The sequence below is a fragment of the Thermobifida sp. genome (genome assembly GCF_017577275.1).
Lineage (GTDB): Bacteria > Actinomycetota > Actinomycetes > Streptosporangiales > Streptosporangiaceae > Thermobifida > Thermobifida fusca.
In genome coordinates this window covers 85,086-108,801 of sequence record NZ_PITY01000019.1, presented here as the reverse complement: position 1 = coordinate 108,801, position 23,716 = coordinate 85,086, and the positions used below count along the sequence as shown (strand labels likewise).

The 23,716-nt window shown below is 68.4% G+C and carries 19 protein-coding genes; 4 read left to right on the top strand and 15 right to left on the bottom strand.

The window, feature by feature from the left end; genetic code table 11:
• Position 1: 1 nt before the first annotated feature.
• From CW348_RS04645 to CW348_RS04600, 10 genes are all read right to left on the bottom strand, one after another.
• Positions 2–907 carry a 5-dehydro-4-deoxyglucarate dehydratase gene (locus tag CW348_RS04645; protein WP_011292144.1) on the bottom strand — a complete coding sequence of 302 codons (906 nt, stop codon included), beginning with the start codon at positions 905–907 and terminating at the stop codon, positions 2–4.
• A 58-nt stretch (positions 908–965) separates the two neighbouring features.
• Positions 966–1,847 carry a sugar phosphate isomerase/epimerase gene (locus tag CW348_RS04640; RefSeq protein WP_011292145.1) on the bottom strand — a complete coding sequence of 294 codons (882 nt, stop codon included), beginning with the start codon at positions 1,845–1,847 and terminating at the stop codon, positions 966–968.
• Positions 1,844–3,010: a dihydrodipicolinate synthase family protein gene (locus CW348_RS04635; RefSeq protein ID WP_011292146.1), complete on the bottom strand. Its 1,167-nt coding sequence runs from the start codon at positions 3,008–3,010 to the stop codon at positions 1,844–1,846. The genes CW348_RS04640 and CW348_RS04635 overlap by 4 nt, the downstream gene beginning before the upstream one ends.
• Positions 3,007–4,161 (bottom strand): Gfo/Idh/MocA family protein, encoded by a 1,155-nt coding sequence (locus CW348_RS04630; protein ID WP_011292147.1) that lies wholly within the window; start codon positions 4,159–4,161, stop codon positions 3,007–3,009. The genes CW348_RS04635 and CW348_RS04630 overlap by 4 nt, the downstream gene beginning before the upstream one ends.
• Before the next feature lie 1,017 nt (positions 4,162–5,178).
• Positions 5,179–5,778 (bottom strand): cyclase family protein, encoded by a 600-nt coding sequence (locus CW348_RS04625; protein WP_159055912.1) that lies wholly within the window; start codon positions 5,776–5,778, stop codon positions 5,179–5,181.
• Positions 5,779–5,787: 9 nt separating this feature from the next.
• Positions 5,788–6,279 carry a nucleoside deaminase gene (locus tag CW348_RS04620; protein WP_016188791.1) on the bottom strand — a complete coding sequence of 164 codons (492 nt, stop codon included), beginning with the start codon at positions 6,277–6,279 and terminating at the stop codon, positions 5,788–5,790.
• A gap of 317 nt (positions 6,280–6,596) precedes the next feature.
• On the bottom strand, positions 6,597–7,034 hold the full coding sequence (locus tag CW348_RS04615) for a hypothetical protein (RefSeq protein ID WP_234351614.1): 438 nt from the start codon (positions 7,032–7,034) through the stop codon (positions 6,597–6,599).
• Positions 7,035–7,128: 94 nt separating this feature from the next.
• Complete coding sequence (locus CW348_RS04610) at positions 7,129–7,539, bottom strand: VOC family protein (protein ID WP_041428065.1); 411 nt, start codon at positions 7,537–7,539, stop codon at positions 7,129–7,131.
• A gap of 48 nt (positions 7,540–7,587) precedes the next feature.
• A complete protein-coding gene (gene def, locus CW348_RS04605; protein WP_011292152.1) occupies positions 7,588–8,253 on the bottom strand; it encodes a peptide deformylase in 666 nt (221 codons plus the stop codon).
• 307 nt (positions 8,254–8,560) lie between these two features.
• Positions 8,561–9,244 (bottom strand): HAD family hydrolase, encoded by a 684-nt coding sequence (locus tag CW348_RS04600; RefSeq protein WP_011292153.1) that lies wholly within the window; start codon positions 9,242–9,244, stop codon positions 8,561–8,563.
• Between the two features lie 419 nt (positions 9,245–9,663).
• On the opposite strand from CW348_RS04600, the gene CW348_RS04595 reads away from it, so the two are divergent.
• The 3 genes from CW348_RS04595 (at position 9,664) to CW348_RS04585 (ending at position 14,787) form a co-directional block, all read left to right on the top strand.
• The gene (locus CW348_RS04595; protein WP_011292154.1) at positions 9,664–10,986 is read left to right on the top strand and encodes a multidrug effflux MFS transporter; all 1,323 of its coding nucleotides are present in this window, start codon (positions 9,664–9,666) and stop codon (positions 10,984–10,986) included.
• Positions 10,987–11,372: 386 nt separating this feature from the next.
• Positions 11,373–13,382, top strand: a complete 2,010-nt coding sequence (locus CW348_RS04590) for a tetratricopeptide repeat protein (RefSeq protein ID WP_287462914.1) — start codon at positions 11,373–11,375, stop codon at positions 13,380–13,382.
• Positions 13,383–13,806: 424 nt separating this feature from the next.
• Complete coding sequence (locus tag CW348_RS04585; RefSeq protein ID WP_011292156.1) at positions 13,807–14,787, top strand: glucosyl-3-phosphoglycerate synthase; 981 nt, start codon at positions 13,807–13,809, stop codon at positions 14,785–14,787.
• Between the two features lie 10 nt (positions 14,788–14,797).
• On the opposite strand, the gene CW348_RS04580 is transcribed toward CW348_RS04585, so the two are convergent.
• The 5 genes from CW348_RS04580 to CW348_RS04560 form a co-directional block, all read right to left on the bottom strand.
• Positions 14,798–15,229, bottom strand: coding sequence for an SMI1/KNR4 family protein (locus tag CW348_RS04580; RefSeq protein ID WP_011292157.1), 432 nt, complete (start codon positions 15,227–15,229; stop codon positions 14,798–14,800).
• Positions 15,230–15,367: 138 nt separating this feature from the next.
• Entirely contained in the window at positions 15,368–16,333 is a 966-nt protein-coding gene (locus CW348_RS04575; RefSeq protein ID WP_104612715.1) for a glucosyl-3-phosphoglycerate synthase, read from the bottom strand.
• A gap of 504 nt (positions 16,334–16,837) precedes the next feature.
• On the bottom strand, positions 16,838–18,682 hold the full coding sequence (locus CW348_RS04570; RefSeq protein WP_011292159.1) for a long-chain fatty acid--CoA ligase: 1,845 nt from the start codon (positions 18,680–18,682) through the stop codon (positions 16,838–16,840).
• 676 nt (positions 18,683–19,358) lie between these two features.
• Positions 19,359–20,666, bottom strand: a complete 1,308-nt coding sequence (locus CW348_RS04565) for a multidrug effflux MFS transporter (RefSeq protein ID WP_104612716.1) — start codon at positions 20,664–20,666, stop codon at positions 19,359–19,361.
• A 276-nt stretch (positions 20,667–20,942) separates the two neighbouring features.
• Positions 20,943–22,115: a DUF5685 family protein gene (locus CW348_RS04560; RefSeq protein WP_258076863.1), complete on the bottom strand. Its 1,173-nt coding sequence runs from the start codon at positions 22,113–22,115 to the stop codon at positions 20,943–20,945.
• Positions 22,116–22,402: 287 nt separating this feature from the next.
• On the opposite strand from CW348_RS04560, the gene CW348_RS04555 reads away from it, so the two are divergent.
• Positions 22,403–23,626, top strand: coding sequence for an AGE family epimerase/isomerase (locus CW348_RS04555; RefSeq protein ID WP_104612718.1), 1,224 nt, complete (start codon positions 22,403–22,405; stop codon positions 23,624–23,626).
• Positions 23,627–23,716 lie beyond the last annotated feature (90 nt).

The window sequence follows — 23,716 nt, the reverse complement described above, 5'->3', positions numbered from 1 at the left end:
GTCACTGCTCCTTGAGCAATGCCAGGCCGGTGTCGATGATCGTGCGCAGTTCCGCGAGGTGCTCTTCACTCGGGTCGACGAATGGCGGCCGCACCCCGCCCACGTCCGCGCCACGCAGCCGCGCCCCCGCCTTGATCAAGGAGACCGCGTATCCGGGGACGCGGTCCCGCAACCGCACCAACGGGTCGTAGAAGTCGCGGAGCAGGCGGTCGGCGAGTTCCTCGCCCGCGTGGGCGGCCCGGTAGAACGCGGTGGCAACCTCGGGCACGAACGCGAACGCCGCCGAAGAGTACAGCGGCACCCCGATCCCCTGGTAGGCGTGGAAGGTCAGTTCGGCGGTGGGCAGGCCGTTGAAGAAAACAAAGTTGTCGCCGCGCCGCTGCCGGACGGTCAGCACGATCTGGCGCATGGTGCCCACGTCGCCCACCCCGTCTTTGAACCCCACCACTGTGGGGATCTCCGCGAGCTCGGCCGCGCTGTCCGGGGTGAACACCATGGTGCCCCGCTGGTAGACGATGACCGGAATGTCCACGGCGGAGGTTACTGCGCGCACGTATTCCACCAGGCCGCGCTGGGGGGCGTGCACCAGGTAGGGCGGGAGCAGCAGGACCCCGTCCGCGCCCAGTTCCCGGGCCGCGGTGGCCTGCTCGATCGCGGTGCTCACACTGCCCCCGGCGCCCGCGATCACGGGGACCCGTCCCGCGGTCACCGCGACGGCGCGGCGCACGACGCGGGCGTGCTCCTCAGCGGACAGGGCGTGGATCTCACCCGTGCCGCAGGCCGCGAAAACGCCGCCCGCCCCATGGTCGAGTCCAGAAGCCACGTGCTGTTCGAACGCGGCCTCGTTGACGTCTCCCCGCTCGTCGAAGGGGGTCAGCGGGAAGAACAGGATTCCGTTGAAGTCCATGTGGGCTCCTTGGTTGGTGGTCCGGGAAAGATTTCCCGGACCACGGGGGTGGGTTGGCTCAGATGACGTACTGCACGTGTCGGCGGGCCACGGTGGCGATCACGGCGTCGCCGTCGGCCTCCCACACGTCAGCGTTGAAGATTTCGACTTCGATGTCGCCGGTGTATCCGGCGGCGTCCACGGCGCGGCGCAGTCCACCCACGTCGGCGTAGCCGTCACCGACCATGCCGCGGCCGAGCAGGGCGTCCGCGGGGATCGGCAGCACCCAGTCACACGCCTGGTAGATGGCGATCCGTTCCCCGGCCCGAGCGATCTGCTCGTAGACCTGGGGGTCCCACCACACGTGGTAGGAGTCCACCACCACGCCCACCGCTGCGCTGGGGAAGTTCTCGGCGATGTCCAGGGCCTGGCCGAGCGTGGAGAGCACGGCTCGGTCGGCGCAGAACATGGGGTGCAACGGCTCCAAGCCGAGACGCACCCCTCGTTCCAGGGCGTAGGGGACCAGTTCGGCGAGGCCGTCTACCACGCGGGCCCGCGCCCCCGCCAGGTCGCGGTCGCCATCGGGGAGCCCGCCCACCACCATGACCAGGCAGGGGGCGCCGAGTTCTGCTGCTTCGTCGATGGCGCGCCGGTTGTCGTCCAGGGCTGCCTTGCGGTCGGGGCCGGTGAGGAATCCGGCACGGCAGTAGGAGGAGACGCGCAGCCCGGAGTTGCGGAGCAGCCGGGCGGCGGCGGCCAGTCCCATGTCCGCAACGGGTTCCCGCCACGGCCCGATCGCGGGGATTCCGGCGCGCTGGCAGCCGGCGACGGCTTCGGCCAGGGTCCACCGTTTGACCGTGGCCTGGTTGAGGGAGAGGCGGGCCAGCCGCGGGTCACCGGGCTGGGGGGTGGGGATAGCCGCGGGCTTTCCGGACGGAACGTCGATGGCGGTGTCGGTCACTGGTCCACCCCGTAGACGGTGAGGAGGGTCCGCATCCGGGACACTGCGGTTTCCGGGTCGGTGAGCACCCCTGCGGCGTCGGCGAGGCGGAACGCGGTCGCCAAGTGCGGCAGGTCGCGGGCGCTCTGCAGGCCACCCACCATGGAAAACCCTTTCTGGTGTCCGTTGAGCCAGGCCACGAAGGTGATGCCGGTCTTGTAGTAGTAGGTCGGTGCGGCAAAGAGGTGCCGGGACAGCGGCACGGTGGGCGCCAGGAGGGCGCGGTAGCGGTCGGTGTCGCCGTCGTCGAGGGCGCGCAGGGCCTCGGCAGCGGCCGGGGCGATCGCCGCGAAGATGCCGAGCAGGGCATGGGAGTGGCCGTCGGCATCCCCCAGGATGAGGTCGGGGTAGTTGAAGTCGTCGCCGGTGTAGAGCCGCACCCCGTCAGGAAGCAGGGTGCGCAGCCGCACCTCCAAGGTGTCGTCGAGCAGGGACACTTTGATGCCGTCGACCCGGTCGGCGTGGTCGGCGATGAGCGCGGCCACGGCGTCGATTGCTTCAGCGGGGTCGGTGTACCCCCAGTAGCCGTCAAGGGCCGGGTCGAAGACCGCGCCCAGCCAGTGCAGGATGACGGGCCGGTCCACGTCGGCGAGGAGCTGCCCGTACACCTTGGCGTAGTCGTCGGGGCTCTGCGCGGTGGCGGCGAGTGCGCGGCTGGCCATGATCACGGGGGTGGCTCCCGCGTCCTGGACCACCGCCAACTGTTCCCGATACGCCTTGATAACGCTTTCCAAAGTGGCCTGGCTGGGCTCGAGGTGGTCGGTTCCCACCCCGCAGACCAGGGGCGCGTTCCGCGCGGTGGCTTCAGCCGCGCTCCGCCGGATCAGTTCGGCGGTGGCGGCCCAGTCCAACCCCATCCCGCGCTGGGCGGTGTCCATCGCGTCGGCGACCCCCAGGCCCTGGTCCCACAGGTAGTGCCGGAAGGCGAGGGTGGCGTCCCAGTCGAGCTGGGCGGGCTGCCCAGGCCCGTTGCTGCCCAGCGGGTCGGCGACGACGTGCGCGGCAGCGTAGGCGACACGCGACCGGGCCGGGGTGGTGCGGGTCGGGGTGACGGGAGTGCCGAGGACGGTGTACGTCTCCAGCTCCCCGGTGGGAGTGGGCAGCCGCAAGGTCAGCGAGGTCACGGCAGCGAGACCTCCTCCAACTCCACGGTGCGACCGGTCTTGGCGGACTGCAGCCCCGCTTCGGCGAGTTGGAGGCCGCGCACGCCCGAGAGCAGGTCGTGGGGGAAAGGCACATCCGTGTACAGGTGGGTGAGGAACAGCTCCCACTGGGCACGGAAACCGTTGGGGAAGTCGCCGTTGTCAGGAACGACCTCCCACTGGTCGCGGTAGCCGCCCGGGTCCACCGCGTCGGGGTCCCACACGGCCTTGGGTGTGACGGAGCGGTGCTGCACCTTGCAGTGCCGCAGTCCCGCAACCGCGCTGCCGTGGGTGCCGTCCACCTGGAACTCCACCAGTTCATCCCGGTTGACCCGCACCGACCAGGAGGAGTTGATCTGCGCGACGATTCCGCCTTCCAGTTCGAACACCGCATAAGCGGCGTCGTCGGCAGTGGCCTGGTAGCGCTGCCCGTTTTCGTCCCAGCGTTCAGGGATGTGGGTGGCGATGCGCGTGGTCACGGTGCGCACCGGGGCGAAGAGCTGCTCCAGGATGTAGTGCCAGTGCGGGAACATGTCCAGCACGATGCCGCCGCCGTCTTCGGCCCGGTAGTTCCAACTGGGGCGCTGCGCGGGCTGCCAGTCGCCTTCGAACACCCAGTAGCCGAACTCGCCGCGGATGGACAGGATGCGGCCGAAGAACCCGCTGTCGATGAGGCGGCGGAGCTTGAGCAGGCCGGGGAGGAAGAGCTTGTCCTGGACGACGCCGTTCTTCACGCCGGCGTCGCGGGCCAGCTTGGCCAGTTCGATGGCGGCACTGAAGTTGTCGGCGATCGGCTTTTCGACGTAGACGTGCTTGCCCGCGTTGATGGCGCTCCGAACCGCGGCTTCGCGGGCGTGCGTGATCTGCGCGTCGAAGTACACCGAGATCGAGTCGTCAGAGAGGACCGTGTCGAGGTCGGTGCTCCACCGCTCAATGCCGTGCCGCTCAGCGATGGCGCGCAGCTTCTGTGCGGACCGCCCCACGAGCACCGGTTCCGGGATGATGCGGGAGCCGTCGGGTAGCTCCACCCCGCCGTCCTTGCGGATGGCCAGGACCGACCTGGTCAGATGCTGGCGGTATCCCATGCGTCCGGTGACGCCGTTCATGGCGATACCGAGCACGCGATCACCCATATGTCGTCCCACCTTTCTCATGAAAGCGCTTTCCAAAGTATGCCAAACCCGCGCCGAACGCCAGTGCCCAGGCGAATCCTGCTGCGCTGCCACAGGAGAAAGATCCTCGCCCCGACCTGACTGTACGGTGATTTCTCACTCCCCGTACCGGAGAGGTAGACGATCGGCTACTTTTTTACCCGTTCGACGGCCTCTTCGTCCCCTCCCCACCGTTCCAGGGAAACCGGTTTCACCCCCGACTCGGCGGTTCTCCCGGACTTCACGCCGGGTAGTGCCAAGGGCTTACGCCGCTGTCTCCTGAAGGCCGGGCTGCCGTGCTCCTGTCCGTGTCGGCACGGGGAGGGGAAGCTCCCCCGGCGGGAGCACACGCTCTTCCCTGGTGCTATCCGGACTGTCTCGGGGGATTCTCCGGTCAGCCCACCGGCAGATCGTCTCGGGAAAGGTTTTTCCCTCGCATTTGCGCGCTCCGCTTCTCCGACATATTTCTGTTCTCCCAGTCCTTGGGCCTCGGTTGCTCCCGGAGGTTTTCGCAGAGCTTTCCCATGGCGTGCGGCCGAACGCCTCGGACAAGGGAATACCCGTCTCGGCAAGAGAACCGCGCTTCCCCTTTCCAACGGCGCGCAAAAGGACGACGGTCCCTCAGTCTTCCCTGCTGTGACGATGGGGATGCATGCCCGGAGCGGCGGAAGAGGGCTTGCTCGACCCCATCCGGAATACGCAACTCCGCCGCACTCGATACCACCAGGGGAGCCTTTGCTGCCTTTCCAGCAAAGGCTCCGAACTCATTTAGAAAATCGTAGGGGACACATTATGTCCGCAATTCTGTTCGGAGAGTCGGGCAATACGCGGGGCAGCGCCGCGTCTACCGTCTGTTTTCCAGCGGCGTTCTTTCTTCGCCCGGGTTTTCCTCGCCGCGTTGCCCGGAGCGGAACCCAGGGGACGTACCGCTCCCCCACTTCTGTGTGCTCAGAGGCCGGAGCGTGGTGTCCGGCCCGAGCCGGAGCAGAACAGAACAGCTCAGCTCAATTCGGCCACCACGCGCACCGGCGCGCCGTCCGCTGCCAAGCGCAGCGGCAGCGCGTACACCCGGAAGTCCCGTCCCGCCACGCGCTCCAGGCCGGTCAGGTTCTCCAAGATGAGCACGTCCCCGCGCAACAGCGTCTGGTGGACCGCGAACGGTTCATAGTCGACGCTGCACATGTCCACTCCCACCATGGACACTCGGCATTCCACCAGGTATTCGGCGATGTCCAGGGGAAGCGGCGGATAGTCGGTGAAGTAGGACGGTTCATAGTAGCGGTCGGCCATACCGGTGTGGAACACGACGATGTCGCCCGCGGCGATCCCCGCCTGCTGGACTGTGTCCAGCGCGAACCCGCCGCGCGCGTCGATGTAGCGTCCCCGGCCAACGAAGCGCTCCACGGGGTAGCGGTCCAGGTGGGCTCCGTCGGCCACCATGTGGCTGGGCGCGTCGACGTGAGTGCCCGCGTGCGTACCTAGGGAGACGCGGTGGCAGCGGTAGCCGGCACTGTCGATGTCGGTCACAGGGTCAACCCGGACCTCCGGGTCGCCGGGATAGACCGGGGTCTGCGCGGTGACGGGCACGGACAAGTCCACGAACACGGCTCAGCCCCGGTTTGCTGACACGCGGTGGAAGCGGCGGTGCAGCTCCCGGACCTGCTCGGCAAGTTCCGGCACAGGACCTTCGACCGTGACTCCGGGGACGACCTCGCGAATCGGCAAGGCCCGCACCGGAGGAGCGGGAACCCCGAGCTCAGCGAGCCACTCCATGAGCTGCGCTGAGGAGCTGGCGTAGACGATGCGGCCCAGGCCCACCCAGCCGTGCGCGGCCGCGCACATCGGGCAGTGCTCGCCCGAGGTGTACACGGTGGCCTCAGCCCGTTCGTTGGGGGTGAGGTTCCGGGCCGCCCACCGCGCTAGCGCGAACTCGGGGTGGCGGGTGCGGTCCCCTGACGCCACCCGGTTGTGGTCTTCGGCGAGCACCGTGCCGTCGCCCGCGACCAGTACCGAGCCGAACGGTTCATCCCCTGCTTCCAGGGCCTGGGCCGCGAGTTCCACGCAGCGGCGCAGGTGCCGCACGTCAGTCTCGTCAACCATCGGTCCTCCTTCCCACCGCTATGCCCCATCGTCACCGGGGCGCCGGAAGCGACCTTAGCTGCTGGGGTGCGCACTGTCGGGATAGCGGTGGCGTCGCCGTTCAGGAACGCTGCAGGGCGCGGCCCGATCCCGATCAACGGCAGCCACACCTTCAGGCTTGTTGCTACCGGTAATGCGCTCATCACCCCCAGCACCACCATCTGTCGCGGCGCCTCGTCGCTGACCTGCACGCCTGACGGCCCGCCCGGGAGTGTGCCCAGGGCAGGCCCACACTTCTCCCGGGCCTCTCCGCCAGGTGGCGCAGCCCTGGCCTGCTGCTAGCCCTGGCCGAGGAGCGGGCGCAAGTCAGCCGGATCGGTGATACGGCGCAGCGCGGTCAGCCCGGCCGGCTCTGCGGGAGCGAACACCCGCACCACCCAGTCCGTGTCGAGCACCGCGGCCGCCACCCAGGACTGCGCCGTCTGCAGCACGGTGAAAGAGCGCGGCGTCCCGTCCACGGTGAGCGTGCGCTGCGACCAGGCCGCGTCCGGCGCGGGCGCGGGTGCCGCCCAGTCGGCTGCGCCCACCGTGCAACGCTGCATCAGGTCGCGTTCCGCGCAGAACGCGCGCAGCCACCGCTCCTCTGGAGGCGTGTCGGCGGCCCAGCCGCGGACCGTGATCTCCACGTCCAGGTGGGCGTCGACCGAACGCCACCCGAAGTCCACGACCACCTTGTCCGGCAGGGTGCTCCCCGATGGCACCGTGGCAGAACTCACCCGCCCCCGCTCAGTCCAGCCGACCGGAGCGAAAAGCGGAACAGCGGAGACCAGTGCGGCCACTGAAACAGGCGTGCCATTCATCGTCGACAGCTCAGCCTTCTCTCGTATCAGGCCAGGGCCGGTAGCGCAGCGGATGGTCCTCAGGAACCTCCACCACACAGATCCGCAGTCCATCCGGGTCGGCGATCCACATTTCGATCAGCCCCCACGGCTCACGCCGAGGCTCCCGGAGGATCGTGGCGCCACGCGCCGCCAGCTCCGCGTGCGCGGCAGCGGCGTCGGGCACTTGCAGCCACAGTTGCACAGCCTCCGGGTCCGGGGGACGGTCACATCCCCCGGACAGCTCCAGGAAGCCACCGCCGAGGAAGAACACCGTCCCCCGCTGCGTGTCCGTGTCGAACTCGCGGTAGATCGCCAGCCCGAGAACGTCCCGGTAGAACACGCGGCTGCGTTCCAAGTCGGTGGGGCGCAGCAGGATACGGCTGCTGAGGACGTGCACCATGCCCCGATGCTACGGGGACGTCCCCGTTTCCCAGCGGAGGACAGGCAGCTATTCGAAACGCATCGACTCGGCGTTCTCCGCGCGGCGGGCAAACACCTGGTCCCTCATCTCCTCCATGGCTTTCAGGACCTTCTTGCGTTCCCGCTTCGACAACCGGTCGATGTAGAGGCGTCCCAGCGTGTGGTCGGTCTCATGCTGGAGGCAGCGCGCAAAATAGCCGGAGCCTTCCACGGTCACCGGGTTGCCGTCACGGTCGAAACCGGTGACCCTCGCGTACGGGGCGCGGGCAAGTTCGGCGTGCGGGCCAGGCACCGACAGGCAGCCCTCGTTCTCCACCACTAGCCCTTCCTCTTCAGCCCCCCACGTCTCCAGCACCGGGTTGATCACGTGTCCCACGTGACGCACCCCGTCGTCGTCAGGGCAGTCGTAGACGAACACACGCAAGTCCACCCCCACCTGGTTGGCGGCCAACCCCACGCCTTCGGCGACGTACATGGTGCGGAACATGTCGTCGATGAGCGTGTGCAACTCGGGGGTGCCGAACTCCGTGACGTCGGCGTTGCGGCGGTGCAGGACGTCCTCACCGACGACGGTGACCCGCAGCACCTTGCCGCGGGCGGCTTCAGGCGCCCACGTGGGGTAGGAGTCCACTGGCTTGCCTTGGACTCGGACCCGGGTGTCGATGGAGCTTTCGGACACGTGCTGCTCAGACATCGCTTGACTCGTCTTTCCAGATGATCGGGCGGCCGCCGCACCGGGCTAGGAGACGGGTGGCCGTACCCCGGACGTCGTAGCGCCAACAGTTCGGGCATGGTACCGGTGACCGCACCCCGGTGTTCCTGACGATAACGGACACTCGGGAGTGGGATGTCCCCGTCCAGGGATGGTGCTGCGCACGTCGCGAGACGAACCGTGCCCAGGAAGCCGGTCCCGGCACTGTTCCCACTATGCTCGGGAGCCTTCCCCGCCATGCCCTGCTTTCGCCGCCGCGCACAGTCACGGCCGTGCCGGGGTGCGGCCCCTACGGCGAGCGATCCGCAGGATCCGCGGTGAGCAGCCAGTCCACGAGCTCCACCACTCCCCTACCGTTGGGGTGGGCGGTGACCCGGTCGCTGGCCTGCTTCACTGCTTCCAACGCGTTGGCGACCGCCACCCCGTGCCCGCACATGCGCAGCATGGTGCAGTCGTTCTCCGCGTCCCCTACCGCGACCGCGGCCCGCGGGGAATGCCCTAGGCGACGCAGGGCAGCGGCCACCCCTGACGCCTTGTCCACCCCGCGGGGGAGCACCATGACGGCGCCCTTGTTGTGGATCACCTGCAAGGCCAGGCCCAGCTCTCGGATGCTGTCGTCGACAGCACGGTCGTGCGGGTCACGAGTAGCGACAATCACCTCGCCGACGGCGAGCGGGTCCACGCCGCGGGCGCGCAGCCGGGCCAAGAACTCGGCGGGAGGCGGCGCAGCCAGCGGCCAGTGGACAGGACGCCTGGGATCGTAGAGCACCCCGCCGTTTTCCGCGACGACCAGGTCGAACAGCGCCACGTCGGGGAAGACGCTGCACAGGTCGTCGAAACGGCGGCCGGTCGCCAGAACGAGACGGCGGCCTGACGCGGCCAGCCGCGCCAAGGCGGCCACGACCGCGGCGTCAACCTTGCCTTCTGAGGCGAGTGTGGCGTCATAGTCGCAGGCCAATACGTGGTACTGCATACCCGTCTCCATCGGATCGGGAATATTTCGCCGCGTCCCGCCCAGCCCTCGAATGCGGGGAAGCGGAGTGTGGCGCGTGGTCTTATCGGACGCGCACCGCCGCGGTGGCGGCCCTCACAGCCCGCGGTTTCCCCTGCGACGACGCTGTTTCGGGAACGTGCCGCACGTCACGCCCCCATAACCGGATTTCGGTGGATTATCCCTGCCGCCCCGTGTTGTTGTCAGGCGCGTATCCCCGCGAGGTTCTGGTCTGACCTCGGTCGGGACTTCTGGTTCTCGTGCGAACCGCCTCCGTGTGAGGGCACGACGGAGGGGACACCCCAGGTGTTCCGAGTGCGGCCCCAGCGGATTCTCCTGCGCCCCCGTCTGGCGCACCGTCTTCCTGTCTCGTCCCTTCGACGTGTTTCCGGAGTCTGCCGTTGTCTCTGACCGCTCTGCGTTCTCGCACGCCTGTGATCTCCGCCGTGCTCCGGGCGCCCGCTCCTCGGCGTCCGACCTCTGCGCCCCGGCCGCAGCAGCGGCCCCAGCGTTCCGCGGCGCTGCTGGTCTTCGTGCTGAGCCTGCTGACCGCCACGAGCGCGCTGGCCACTGACCTGTACCTGCCTGCCTTCCCGGAAATCGCCGCTGACCTGGGGGCGACCGAGTCCCAGGTGCAGTTGACCCTCACCGCGATCATGGTGGGTCTGGCCGTGGGACAGCTCGTGCTCGGCCCGCTCAGCGACCGCTGGGGGCGTCGGCTTCCTCTCCTGATCGGCGCGGCGGTGTTCACCCTGTCTTCGCTCGCCAGCGCGGTAGCCCCCTCCACGGAGGTGCTGAGCGCCCTGCGGCTGCTGCAAGGCTTCTCCGCCGCGGCCGGCGCGGTGATCTCCCGCGCCGTGGTCCGGGACATTTTCCACGGAGAGGACAGTGCCCGCTTCTTCTCCCGACTGTCTCTGCTGACCGGAGTGGCGCCGATGGTTGCCCCGATGCTGGGCGGCCAGCTCCTGCTGGCCGGCTCCTGGCGGCTGCTGTTCGTGGTGCTCGCCCTGATCGGCGTGGCGAACCTGGTCCTGGTGTATGTGGCGTTGCCCGAGACCCTGCCCCGCACTCCGGCTGCCGGCCGCGGCACCCAGCGCGGCTCGGTTCTGGGTGCGCTGCTGCGGCTGCAGCTCGACCCGCGGTTCATGGGGCCGACCCTGGTGATGTCGCTGAGCTTCGCGATGACCTTCACCTACATTTCCGCGTTCTCCTTCGTCTCCGAAAGCGAATTCGGCACCACCCCGCAGCAGTTCAGCCTGATCTTCGGGGTCAACTCGCTGGGCATGGTGCTGGGCAACCAGGTCAACACCATGCTGATCAACCGGATGGACGGCCCGCGCCGGCTGTTGGCCGGGCTGCTCGGCGCTCTCGCCTCGGTCGCTGTCCTGGTGGGTCTGGCGATCTCCGAGCAGGCGAACGTGGTCGTCGTAACCGCCGCACTGTTCACGATGATGTTCTTCACCGGGCTGATCTCGCCCAACGCTACGACGCTGGCGATCGCCAGCCAGCCCTCCTCGGTGGCGGGCACCGGTTCCGCCCTGCTGGGCGCGTTGCAGTTCGCGATCGGCGGCGGCCTGGCCGCGACCACCGGCATGGGGGAAGGCGGCGAGGCGAGCCTGCTGTCGATGTCCGTGGTGATGCTAGTGACCGCGGCCGCGGCCGGCGCGGTCTTCGCCGGGTGGGCGTTCCTGGCCCGCCGGGTTCCCGCGCCGCGCACCGCCTGATTCCAGGCTGGAAGGTTGGTGGTTAAAGGGCCGCTCCGTGCAGAGGAGCGGCCCTTGTCCTGTCACGACTGCTTAGACGCACTGGCTGGGCCAAGGCGTCGGCTCCCCGCGGGATTCGCCGGTGCGTACCCTCGCAGGATCATCGGCAGCCCTGGAGTGTCCAAGGTGGGCCGCGGCTAGGTATCCCGGCCGATAGCAAAGGTCTCGTATGGCGTGCCGCGAGCCGTGCAGGAAGCCGGAGTCGCTGCTCGGCGCGTACTTACGCGCTCTGTTGTTGCGCCACAGGGGCGGCATTCCGGCTTGTTGCTGTTTTCAGGGATTGGGATGCTTGTCTCTTGCGTCTCATCGAAACGGAAATGGCAAGCTGGCGGGGCGAAGGTGCGGGTATGCGGCGACGTTCACTCTGGTCGTTTCTCATAGCAGGGTTTTTCGCGCTGGTGGCCGTGGCTCCACAACTGCTGGCCGCCTACCAGGTCACTGTGCCCTGGGCAGTGACTGTGGCTACCGTGATCGCCGCATTGGCCGCACTAGCGCTGGGGGCATGGCAGCACCGCTACGAGCAGGACGCTACACGCCGTGACGAGCAAGATCGTGCCCTCAGCGAGGGCTGTCTGACCTTACCTTCGGGCAGGCTCCCCAAAGTCCGGGATTTCAGTAACCCCCGAGACTGGGGGGTGCACCCTGCTGCCACTAGCGGTGCAACCGCGTCGATACCGCCTTTCGTGCCCCGTGACGTTGACGAAGAGCTCCGCACCCACCTTGCCACGAGTACGTTTGTGCTAGTGGTGGGGGACTCCACCGCAGGCAAAACCCGGTGCGCTTTCGAAGCAGTCCAAGCCGTACTTCCTCACCACACTCTCATCATCCCCACCACTGTCTCAGGGATTGCCGCTGCTTTGCGGGCCGCTGAGCAGCACCCCAAGTGCGTGCTGTGGCTCAACGACATCAACACCTGGTTTTCTGCCCCCGAGCTGACCCGGGAAGCTGTCTCTCGGCTGCTCGCCCCCGCTCGCCGTGGGCACCGCGTCGTAGTGGCCACTCTGCGTGCCGCTGAAGAGAATCAGTGGCGCACTATTCCCGAGGACAGCGCGGTCGCAGACACTCATCGCAAGGTCCACGACCTGCTGAGCCGCGCCCACCGTATTTTCCTGCCCCGCCTGTTCACCCCCGCTGAGCGGGAACGCGCCCGGAACTATGCCCGCGATCAGCGGATCGCCGACGCTTTGCAGCAGGCCGATGAATACGGGATCGCTGAGTACCTGGCCAACGGCCCCCAACTGCTGGCGGAATGGGAGAGCGCGTGGAGTGCGAACACCGATCCCCAGGCGCCCAGCCACCCTCGCGGCGCCGCTCTTATTGCAGCCGCTGTCGACCTACGCCGCGCCGGCTATGCTTCCGTGCTCCCCCGGCGTCTCATCGAGGAGGTGCACGGCCACTACCTTGACCAGCAGGGCGGCCACCGGCTCAACCCCGAGGCCCTGGACGACGCCTGGCAGTGGGCCACCCGCCCACGCCGTGGCACCACCCGTCTTCTCACTCCCCACGATCCTGACCACGTCGACGTGTTCGACTATCTGGTCGACTCCGTCCAACGCCGCACCCGGGCAGGTGATCACGTGCCCGAACACGTCATCACCACCGCTCTGACCTACGCCGCCGCGACCGACGCCCACTCCATCGGTATTACCGCCAAAGCCGACGGCCGCTACCGACTAGCCGAACACGCCCACCGCCAGGCCTACACCACACGCGCTGACGAGCACGGCCCCACCCATCCCGACACCCTGGATAGCCGCAACAACCTCGCCCTGGCCCTGCACGACCTGGGACGTTTGGAAGAAGCCGAGACCGAGTACCGTGCCGTCCTCGACGCCCACCGCCGCATCCTCGGCGACAACCACCACCGCACCCTCGCCATCCGCAGCAACCTCGCTTCACTCCTGCAAGCCCTAGGACACTTCGAGAAAGCCGAGGCCGAATACCACGCTGTGCTCGACGCCCACCGCCGCATCCTCGGCGACAACCACCCCCACACTCTCACCATCCGCAGCAACCTCGCTTCACTCCTGCAAGCCCTAGGACACTTCGAGAAAGCCGAGGCCGAACACCGCGCTGTGCTCGACGCCTACCGCCGCATCCTCGGCGACAACCACCCCCACACCCTGATCAGCCGCAGCAACCTCGCTTCACTCCTGCAGGGTCAAGGACGCTTGGTAGAGGCCGCGGCCGAACACTGCGACGTTCTCGCCATCCGCCGCCGCGTCCTCGGCGACAACCACCCCCACACCCTGATCAGCTTGGAAAATGTCGCTTCAGTCCTGCAGGCCCTGAGGCTCTCAGTCGAAGAACTCCGCGGCGACGACAGTGACCGCAACGCTCCAGAGTGCCGCGGTTGAGCACCATCCTCCGCGGAGAGGCATCCCCGACGGTGAGGTATCTCAGAATCTCTGTCTGGAATGTGGGTCCACGTTCGGGCTGAGCGTGCGCTGACACGAGTGCTCACAACCGGCTTGAACCAGGATGGACGATTCTGGTGCCCCGTCCCTCAGGAAAGCCATCGTCACCCCGGTTCAACCCGCAGTCCGGGGTCCTCGGCTGCTTTGCCACGACTCCGCCTCAGTACGGGTCCGCCCGCCTCACACCCGGGGGTGTGGGGCGGGCGCCGTCATGCCGAAATATGGGGATCCTCCCACCAAACCAGTACCTGGATGTTCATATCGGGCAATCTTGGTTAGGGATAGTGCGCATATCCGCTGGGCTTGACGCCCCCGTCCGGGGTACCGGGCGGTCGACTCCTGCCGCAACCGTGAGGAGTTGCCCATGATGCCAACGCGCACCCGCCAGTGGCTGTCCAACCGGATGAGTTCCCACCTCGAGTGGCCTGCCTCCCGCGTTGCCGACCTTAAAGGAGACACCACGGTCAGCGTCGTCTTGCCCGCTAAAGACGAACAGGAGACGGTGGGAACGATCGTCACCACCATCCGGGAATCCCTCGTGGAACAGATTCCGGTCGTCGACGAGATCGTCGTGATCGACTCGCGGTCAACCGACGAGACCGCGAAGGTGGCGGCGCGCGCAGGGGCCACGGTCTACGCCCAGGACGACATCCTGTCCGACCTGCCCGGACTGTGGGGCAAAGGCGAAGCACTATGGAAGTCGCTGGCTGTCACCAACGGGGACATTGTGGTCTTCGTCGACTCTGACATCCGCAACTTCGGGACGCATTTCGTCACCGGCCTGGTTGGCCCGCTGCTCGCCGACCCGTCCCTGGCCTACGTCAAAGGCTGCTACAGTCGCCCGCTCCGCCAAGCCAACTCGTACAGTCCCTTCGACGGGGGACGGGTCACGGAACTGCTGGCCCGTCCACTGCTCAACATGTGCTGGCCGGAACTGTCCGGATTCATCCAGCCTTTGGCCGGAGAGTACGCCGGGCGGCGCGACGTCCTCGAGTCAGTCCCGTTCGTCTGCGGCTACGGCGTCGAGTTCGCGCTGCTTGTGGACTTGGCTGAGCTGGTGGGGGTCGACCGGATGGCCCAAACCGACCTGGGCAGCCGGGAGCACTCCCACCAGTCCACCGCAGCCCTGGGCCGTATGGCGGGGCAGATCCTCGACACCGCGTGGTCGCGAATGCACCGGCAGGGCATCGTCGTGCCCAAGCATCCGTTTTCGCGGGGAATCACCCAGTTCGTGCAGACCGATTCCGGCTACGAGTCACTGGACTGGGACGTCCAAGTCAGTGAGCGCCCGCCGATGCGCCACGTGCTGGAGGAACGCGGGGTACCCCGCCCGCGGCAGCCGTGAGCAGTTCCGCTCACCGGAACCAGTCGCTGCCCTGGGTGAAACGGCGCACCAGGTAGTCCCGCAGGGACACCACCACGAGCCTGCGCTCGTCGGTTTCGTGGTCCCAGGAGATGATGCCCGGCCCATAGCCCGTATGGACATAGGCGAACTGGGGCCCCATGTCGCTGTCCCCGAAGAACATCAGGTTGTCGAACGGCGCATACAGCTCCCGGTAGTCCGGTTCGGAACGCATGGCGAGGTTGTCTTCGATGATGCGTTCGGCTGACCACACCACGGCGTCGCCGTACTCGTTCCACACCCCGTTGGTCTCCCGCAGCAGCTCCACCAGTTCCCAAGGAACAGGCATGCCGAGTGCCTCCTCGATCCGCCAGAACAGCGCTTCCTTGGCCGGTTCGAGGAACTCCACCTCGGGGTACAGCTCACCGATCAGTAAACGCCACACGAGTGCATCATCACAGTTGTGCCCCGGTCAGCGGAAATCGGCGGGCGGATTCCCGGGGAGATCCCCGGAAACACGCCAGTTCACCCCGGGCGTAGCAGGCAGGGCTGCTATCCGTGGTGCCCGGAGCGGGGAAGGAGGTCATGTCAGCACGGGTTCGGCCACGCTGTCCACCGGCGGCCGCTCCGTGATAGCGGTCTCGCGCGGATACGGCACATAGGAGCCGTCCGCTGCTTCGTCGCGCACATACTGCACGAGCGTGGTGGCAACCTCGCCGGTCTCCACCACCCGCCCCGAACGCAGCAAGCGGCTGCGCGCGGTGTGGTGGATCTGCGCGGCCATCACCCCCAGGTCCGGGGTGCTCTGGTGGGTGTGCTCCCGCACCCCCAGGTCCACTTGGGCGAGCGCGTCCAGCCCTGCGGTTTCCAGCAGGTCGATGAGCAGCCCTAGCTCCACCCCGTAGTGGGAGACGAACGGGAGGCGGCGCAGCACGTCAGCCCGCCCGGCATACTCTCCCGCCAGCGGTTGGACGAACCCGGCGAGCTGCGGCCAGTACTGGTTGAGCAGCGGGCGGGCCACGAGCTCCGTGACCCGTCCCCCGTCGTAGGCGCTGCCTGGCGCGCCGGGGAGCGGCCGGTCATAGCAGGCTTTGACGTAGACCACGTCCGGGTCGGTGAGGAGCGGGCCGAGCAGCCCAGTCACGTAGTCGGGGGTGAAGCTCACCAGGTCAGCGTCGATAAAGACGAGAAGGTCCCCGTTCACCACGAACAGCGACTTCCACAGCGCCTCCCCTTTCCCTTCCCCGGGGGCCAGGTCGGGGCGGATCTCGTCTTGGTGGTAGACGGTAGCCCCTGCCTGGGCTGCGACCTCAGCGGTGTTGTCGGTGCTCCGCGAGTCGATCACCACGATCTCGTCCACGAGGGGGGTCTGCTCGCACAGGGCGGTGCGGATGCTGGACACGATCGTGCCGACCGTTGCGCTCTCGTTGCGTGCCGGGAGGACCACACTGATCCGCTGGCCTTGCTTGTTGCCGGCAAGGACGTCAGCGTCCCAATCCCGCATATGGCTGGTACGCCGCTCGAACCATGCCTCTACCTCTGGCAGCACGGTGCCTCCCCTGAGTCCACTCGGTTGATGCGACGTCCCCAGAATCCCGGCGGCTTCCTCGCGCCTGATGGTTCGGAGCCTGCGGCGGTACGGCCGCCGCCCAGGGCGGGACGACGCGCTGGTGCTCTACGAGTCACCGTGCCACGCGGTGCTGTTCCCCACGCAGGTGGGGTCGGTAGTCCTGGGCGCACGTCCCGGCACGACCGGGCACGGCCGTCCGCGGGTCTGCCGTCCGGATGTCCGGGGCAGGCCGGACGCCGGGTGGTCCAAGGAGCGCTCCGGGATACCTCGGTACAGGCGGGGCCGAAGACAGCAGGACGCCGGAGACGCTGGATACCGTGATGCGCGCGGTGCGGGCCGTGCCTCAGCCTGCCGCAGGCACCGGCTGGGACACGGCCCACACCGCCAACGTCTCCCGGCTCTGGTGCTCACCAGTGCTCTGCCCACTGCACCGGGCTGCGGGGTCCACCCGCCGGGCCCGCCCGCACGACCTGCCACAGCGGGTTACTGGTGTCCTTCCTCCTGGGACGACGGCGCATACAACGCTTCGATCTCCTCAGCGAACGCTCGCAGCACCGCGTCCCGGCGCAGCCGCCCGGAAGGCAGCAGCAGCCCGCTCGCCGGGGTGAACTCTTCCGGAAGCACATGGAAGGCGCGGATCGTCAACTCCGGCGGCATGCCCTGGTTGATCTCCTCCACCACCCGGCGGATCTCCTCTCCCACCTCCGGGGTCAAGGCGACCTGCTCCAACGGGGTGGTCAACGGCATGTTGTTCACCAGCCGCCAGTACTCCAGCTGGTCCCGTTTCAACGTGATCAGCGCGGTCGCATAAGGGCGGCCTTCGCCTAGCACGATCGCCTGGCTGATCAGCGGATGCTCCAACAGGCGCGCCTCCAGGACCGCGTAATCGGCGGCCACGACCTTGCCGACCGCGGGCGGCTCCTCCACCACGCTGCGGGAGGGAGTGTCTCCCTTCCGGCCCCACAGGGTCAGCCATCCCCGGTCGTCCAACTCCCCGCGCCAGCCCGTGGCCAGCCAGCCGTCTTGCGCTGCCTGGCCGCCGTCGTAGATCGCGTTGTGGTATCCGGTGAACACTCCTGGGCCGCGGACCAGGATCTCGTTGTCCTCAGCGATCTTCAGTTCCGTGCCCTCCAGCGGGGGGCCCACGGTGCCGGGACGGCATTCTCCCGGGACGGTCAGGGTGGCGAGCCCTCCGGCCTCCACCAGGCCGAAGCCTTCCAGCACAGAGATCCCCAGGCCCGAGTAGTAGTAGGCCACCTGTTCTTCCATCCCGCCCTGCGGGCAGACCACGGCGCGCAGTCGGCCGCCGAAAGCGTCCCGGACTCGGGCGAACGCCCAGTCGTATAGGGCCCGCGACACCCGCTGCCAGGGGCGCCGTTTCTTCCGGCCCAGGTCGACGGCCAACCGGGTAGCGGCTTCGAACCCTTGGGCGCCGTCCCAGCCGCCTTGCTGCTGGGCCCGCGAGCGTTCCACTTCGTAGACGCGGGTCAGGAATTCAGCGTCTGCCACGAGCAGGGTCGGCGCGAACGCCCGGACCTGGTGGGCGAAGACCTCGCCGGGTCGGGGGAAAGCGATCCGCACCCCGGCCAACGTCCCTGCCACGACTGCCAGGCAGGTGGCGAATCCTTGGAGTTGCGGGCCGAGCAGCGCTACAGCATCGGCGGGCCGCAGCTCCCGCAGCACCGGGGAGAGCCGTTCCATGAGGGCCGTGGCCGCGCCCAGCAGGTTGCGGTGGGACAGCACCGCGCCCCGCACCCGCCGCCGCGTGGTCGGCGTGTAGTAGATCAGTGCCGGGTCTTGAGCGTTGCCTTCTTCGACGCGGAACCGCACTGCGGTGCCGTCCATGTAGGCGCCAGGCTTGGCGATCGCGTCCAGCCCGCCCTCGTCCAACGCCCACACCCGTCCCAGGTCCACAATCTCGTGCTGCAGCGACGCCGCCACTCGCGCCTGCCGCTGGTTGCGCAGGACTGCGACCGCGGGACGGCTGTCCCGCAGCGCCCACTGCAGCAGCCCTGGCGAGCACCGGGACGGTACCCACGCCACCACTCCGCCTGCGGCCCACACCGCAAAAGTCAGCAGTGTCCGCTCGTAGCCGTCGGGGGCCGCAACAAGTACCCGGTCGCCACGTACGACGCCCGCGGCGATGAGTCCTTTCGCCAGTTTGGTGACCGAGGTCAGGAACTCGGTGGCGCCCACGTCTCGCCACCCATCCGCGTCAGGACATTGCAGGACCGCGTTGTCGCCGTCACGCTCGGCGCACAGGTACACCAACTCGCCCAGCACGTTCACGCGTGGCAGCGGTGAATCTGAGGTCCGTGACTGGCGCATGACCTTCCCACTCCCTCACAGCAAGGCCGGAGGACCTCCCCCCGTTGTCCCCGGTCATCCGAACGTGCCCTACTGTGCACTGAATCGTTACTTTCCGGCAAGCTCACGGTCTGTCAACAGCTCGCAGGGGTGGGCCGCGGCCGCAGCGAAGCGGGGCGCGCCGGTATTCGACCCGCATCCCCCACACTACCGGGGAGTAATCAGAAGAAAACACAAGGTAAAAGTCGGACCACTCCGCTGCCTGCCTCGCGCGGAGCCGAAGCGCGGGCAGCATCCGCCCCCGAAACACCGGAAGGGCCGGCACTGCACTACAGTGCCAGCCCTGAGCCACCACCGTGGAAAGCCCGCGCCATTCTCCTGGTCAAACAGCAAACACGGGTGGGGCCGGGCCGCTACCCGCCCAGTTTCAGTGTTTTTGGTCACAATTGGCGCGGCGGTAAGGGTGTTCGCGGCCGCCACAGAATGCCTCCGGCACGGGAACGGGCAGCAGGAAAGCTGCGGGGTGGTGCCGGGATGCCGCCCCCTCGGAGCCAGGGCCGGGCCCTAACCGCGGGCGTGCAGCCGCCCGCGGGCAGCCTCCCCTATTGGACCCGGCCGCACAGACTCGCGGGGCGCTCGCAGCACAACGCCCGGCACAGAACCGCTTCCAGGATGCGGGGAAGAAGAAAACGCCCGCTCAGGCTACGGCGCGCCGTTCCAGCGCGGCGCTGAGCGCGAAAATCCCCAGGGCCAGCGCTCCCGTCACAGCCATCACCCAGACCATGCTCGCCAGGGACGCCTCGCCCCCGGCAGCGATTCCCGCCACCGCGGCCAGGATGCCGCCGAACACGAACCGGGCCGACCCCGCGAGAGCCGACGCGGTCCCCGCCACAGACGGCGGCTGCGACGACAGAGCCAGCGTGGTCGCGTTGGGGAACACCAGGCCCATACCGGCCATCATGACGGCCAGCGCCGCCGAGATCGCGACCAGCCCGGCTGTCCCCGTCACCTCCATGACCACCATGGCGGCCACTGCGCCCAGCCCTAGGACGAGTCCGCCCATGAGCCGTCGGACCATACTCACCCGGCCGATGAGCAGGCTGTTCACCTGGGTTCCTGTCACCATTCCCACCGCGTTGACCGAGAACAGCATGCCGAACATCTGCGGTGACGCGCCCAGCTCGTTCTGTGCCACGAACGAGAAGCAGGAGATGTAGGTGAACATCATCCCGAAGTTGAGGCCGAGCGCCAGCATGGGTCCGACGAACCTCGGATCCCGCAGTAGGCGCCCCACGGTGGCCAGCAGCGGCCGTATCCGCATGGGCTGGCGGTCGTGTCGCGGCAGGGTTTCGGGGAGGAAGAACAGCACGGCGAGGAACCCCACCCCGTTCATCAGGGCGAGGAGGGCGAAACTCAACGGCCACGGACCGACCAGCAGCAGCTGTCCGCCCAGCAGGGGGCCCAGGATCGGCGCCATCCCCGAGACGAGCATCAGCCGGGAGAAGAACCGGGCTGCTTCGTCTCCTTCGTACAAGTCGCGCACGACCGCGTGGGAGACGACGGCGCCCGCCGCTCCGGCCAATCCTTGCACAAACCGGATGGCGATGAACATCTCCACTGAGGTGACGAACATGCACAGCAGTGACGTCACCATGAACAGCGCGGTGCCGACGAGGAGCGGGGTGCGCCGTCCCCACGCGTCACTCATCGGTCCCACGGCGAGCTGTCCCAGGGCGAGGCCCAGCATGGACGAGGTCAAGGTCAACTGGACGCGGGCCTCGGTGGTGGCCAGGTCCTCGGCGATGGCCGGGAACGCGGGAAGGTACAGGTCGGTGGCGAGCGGACCGGCGGAGACCAGGACGCCCAGCACGACGGCGAGGAAGGCGGTGGACCGCCGTCTCGGTACGGGCGCGCTCGGCTCGGAGTCACTCTCCGGGCAGGGCGGAGGGTTTTCTTGGGAATTTCGGGATGGGGTTACTGGGGGGCAGGCTTCGCTGCGAGTCACTACACTCCTTCAGCGCGCAACAGTCCCACGGCAAGGGACACGGAGGGGTACCAACCGCTCTCAACACTCGACGGGGAGTAAAAAATCCACACCATCTCATCCGATGATGTGATCTTTATTACTCGAGGTGGTCTCCCCGTGGCATGCCCGCCCTGGACCGGCCTGCGGACCTGGGCTTCCGGTCACTGCTGGCGATCCAGGACGTCGGCTGCCCGGGCTTGCCGCAGCCCGGGCGCTCCCCCGACAAGCGGCCCCGCGGTGGACCGGACGGTGCGCTCAGCAGCAGTCGCAATCACAGCAGTTGCAGTCGCAGTCACACGACGTGCACCACGCGTCACGAGGCTCGCCCGTCCACGGCCCCGGGTAGGGGTCGCGGCAGCATATCTGGCCGGTACAGGTCATGAACAGCGCGACCGCGCAGCCCTCGAACCCGCCGCGACGTCGCGGCGGGTTACTGGCCTTGGGCGTAGTGCAGCACCAGGAGCCCTGGTCAGGAACCTTGCGGGACCGCGGGGACGAACGGTCAGCATGGTCACCGCCCGGATGGTCCACCGGCTGCGGGCCCCCAGGGTCCCGGTGGTGTCCCCCGCCGTAACCTGCTTGAGCAAAAACGCGTCGCACCGCACGCTCCAGCTCGTGCACGAGCAGAGCGTGGACGAGGCGGTCGTCGGTGAACTCGGCGTCGGCGAGAGCAAGCCGCACGCCCAGGACAGCATCGTCGCACAGCTCCCGTACCCGGGCGAGGTCCGTTTCGGTGGCGACGATCGGATTCCAGGTGCCGGAAGCACGGTCGGCTTCCAGGTCCTCCACCGCGTCCAACAGGTGGGCGATCCGGCCGAACAGCCGTCCTGCTTCACGCAGCGGAGCCTCATTGCCGGGCCGCCCGGCCAGGTGCGCGGTGGAGGCGAACACGTCCCCGGTCGCCTCCTCGGTGGGTGCGGTCACCTCCAGAAGGTCGCTTCCCGGCCCGACGCGCTCCTCTACCTCGCGCTGCCGGTCCAGCACGGTCAGCAGGAGCCCGCTGTCGAATCCCAGCCGCCGTCCAGTGTCGTGGGCGTCAGCCGCCCAGTGCCGGGACAGCCTGCTGGCTGCGCCGCGCACCAGCGCTTTCCCGTACACGCCGTCTCTGTCAGCGACGTGGTCCGCCACGGTGGTTGCGGCGAGGAGCAGGGAAACCGACGCTGCCAGGCGTGCTCCCGCGCCGACAGCAACCGGAGCGCGGAGCATGCCCCGCAGCGGGCACGGTCCGGCCAGGCGCGTCTGCCGGCCCGTGTCGGTCTGAGCGGCAACCAGGGCAGAGACCATCAGTCCGTCGTAGTTGGTGGCGAGCCGCGCTGCCTGGCCGTAGTCGTCACGCAGCGCTAGGCACAGTCCGCACAGGTGGGACAGCCACTGGGTGGCCAGATCGTGCGGCAGGGAATGCCGGCATGGTCTCAGGATTCCGAACACGTGCACCGTCGCTTTCGACCTGTCGAAAGTGGTTCGTCCTTACTGATTCGGTTCGGTGGTTTCTGGTTCCGGGCAGGTAAGGAACAATCCCCGCTACCTTTATGTCGTAGATCAGCAGGAGTTCCGAGGTGCGGCCCCTCCGGCGCGGTGAACCAGGTGGAGGCCCGGTAAGCCCGGCGGGTATCCTCCACGCGGCGCCGTGCGCGTATGCCGTTGCACCGCACCGACGGCACGGAGGGAGGGACGGCGTTTCACACGTCCGCATCTGACCGAGGGGAACGCCACCGATGACCTTGTGGACCACGCGAGCTGCACACCGGGCCTGGCTGGACGCCGAGGCGCGCCGCCTGGTGGACTTTGCCGCTGCTGCCGACCACCCCGAGCACGGTTTCGCCTGGCTTGACGGGAGCGGCGCACCGCTCCCCGAGCAGGGAGTGCACACCTGGATCACCTGCCGGGTCACCCACGTGGCCGCACTCGCCCACCTGGAAGGGATTCCCGGGGCGAGCGCACTCGCCGACCACGGGCTGCGGGCCCTGGCGGGGCCGCTGCGCGACCCGGAGCACGACGGCTGGTTCACCGCCCTGGACTCCCGCGGCACGGTCGCCGACTCGCGCAAAGAGGCCTACCAGCACGCGTTCGTGCTCCTCGCAGCGGCAAGCGCTACCGTGGCCGGACGGCCCGGCGCGCGGGAACTCCTCGACGCCGCCGCGGCAGTGATCGAACAGCGGTTCTGGGAGGAAGAGACAGGCCGCTGCCGGGAGAGCTGGGATGCCGCGTGGCACGCCGACGAGCCCTACCGGGGCGCTAACAGCAACATGCACCTGGTAGAAGCGTTCCTCGCGGCGTTCGACGCCACCGGGGACCGGGTGTGGGCGGAGCGTGCGCTGCGGATCGCCCACTTCTTCGTCCACGAGGTGGCCGCGCCCCGCGACTGGCGGCTCCCCGAGCATTTCACCCCCGACTGGCAGGTCGTGGCCGACTACAACACCGACGACCGCGCCCACCCGTTCCGCCCCTACGGGGTCACCGTCGGCCACGTCCTGGAATGGGCCCGGCTCCTGGTGCACGTGGAGGCGGCGCTGCCTGACCCGCCGTCGTGGCTGCTCGCCGACGCGGAGGCGATGTTCGCCGCCGCCGTGGCACGCGGCTGGTCGGTGGACGGAACGGAAGGCTTCGTCTACACCCTCGACTACGACGACACTCCGGTGGTGCGCTCCCGGATGCACTGGGTGGTGGCCGAGGCGATCTCCGCTGCGGCGGTACTGGGGCAGCGTACTGGCGACGAGCGCTACGAGCACTGGTACCGGACGTGGTGGGACCATGCCGCCACGTATTTCGTGGACACCGTGCAGGGCAGTTGGCACCACGAGCTCGACCCGACGCTCGCTCCCCCGCCCGGCGGCACGTGGAGCGGCAAACCTGACGTTTACCACGCCTACCAGGCGACCCGGCTGCCGCTGCTGCCGCTGGCGCCCAGCCTGGCGGGGGCGCTCGCCACGGTGGGCTGACCGCCAGGGGAAGAGCCGCGCGCCCGGCCGGGGCAGGCCGGGAATGGTACGAGGTGGGCGGACCGCACCTGCCCGGGTCTGTGGTCCGCC

Coding starts and splice junctions, on each gene's coding strand:
- CW348_RS04645 (WP_011292144.1), bottom strand. CDS start 907: ATGGACTTCAACGGAATCCTGTTCTTCCCGCTGACCCCCTTCGACGAG.
- CW348_RS04630 (WP_011292147.1), bottom strand. CDS start 4,161: ATGGGTGATCGCGTGCTCGGTATCGCCATGAACGGCGTCACCGGACGC.
- CW348_RS04620 (WP_016188791.1), bottom strand. CDS start 6,279: ATGGTTGACGAGACTGACGTGCGGCACCTGCGCCGCTGCGTGGAACTC.
- CW348_RS04610 (WP_041428065.1), bottom strand. CDS start 7,539: ATGGTGCACGTCCTCAGCAGCCGTATCCTGCTGCGCCCCACCGACTTG.
- def (WP_011292152.1), bottom strand. CDS start 8,253: ATGTCTGAGCAGCACGTGTCCGAAAGCTCCATCGACACCCGGGTCCGA.
- CW348_RS04600 (WP_011292153.1), bottom strand. CDS start 9,244: ATGCAGTACCACGTATTGGCCTGCGACTATGACGCCACACTCGCCTCA.
- CW348_RS04590 (WP_287462914.1), top strand. CDS start 11,373: ATGCGGCGACGTTCACTCTGGTCGTTTCTCATAGCAGGGTTTTTCGCG.
- CW348_RS04585 (WP_011292156.1), top strand. CDS start 13,807: ATGATGCCAACGCGCACCCGCCAGTGGCTGTCCAACCGGATGAGTTCC.
- CW348_RS04570 (WP_011292159.1), bottom strand. CDS start 18,682: ATGCGCCAGTCACGGACCTCAGATTCACCGCTGCCACGCGTGAACGTG.
- CW348_RS04555 (WP_104612718.1), top strand. CDS start 22,403: ATGACCTTGTGGACCACGCGAGCTGCACACCGGGCCTGGCTGGACGCC.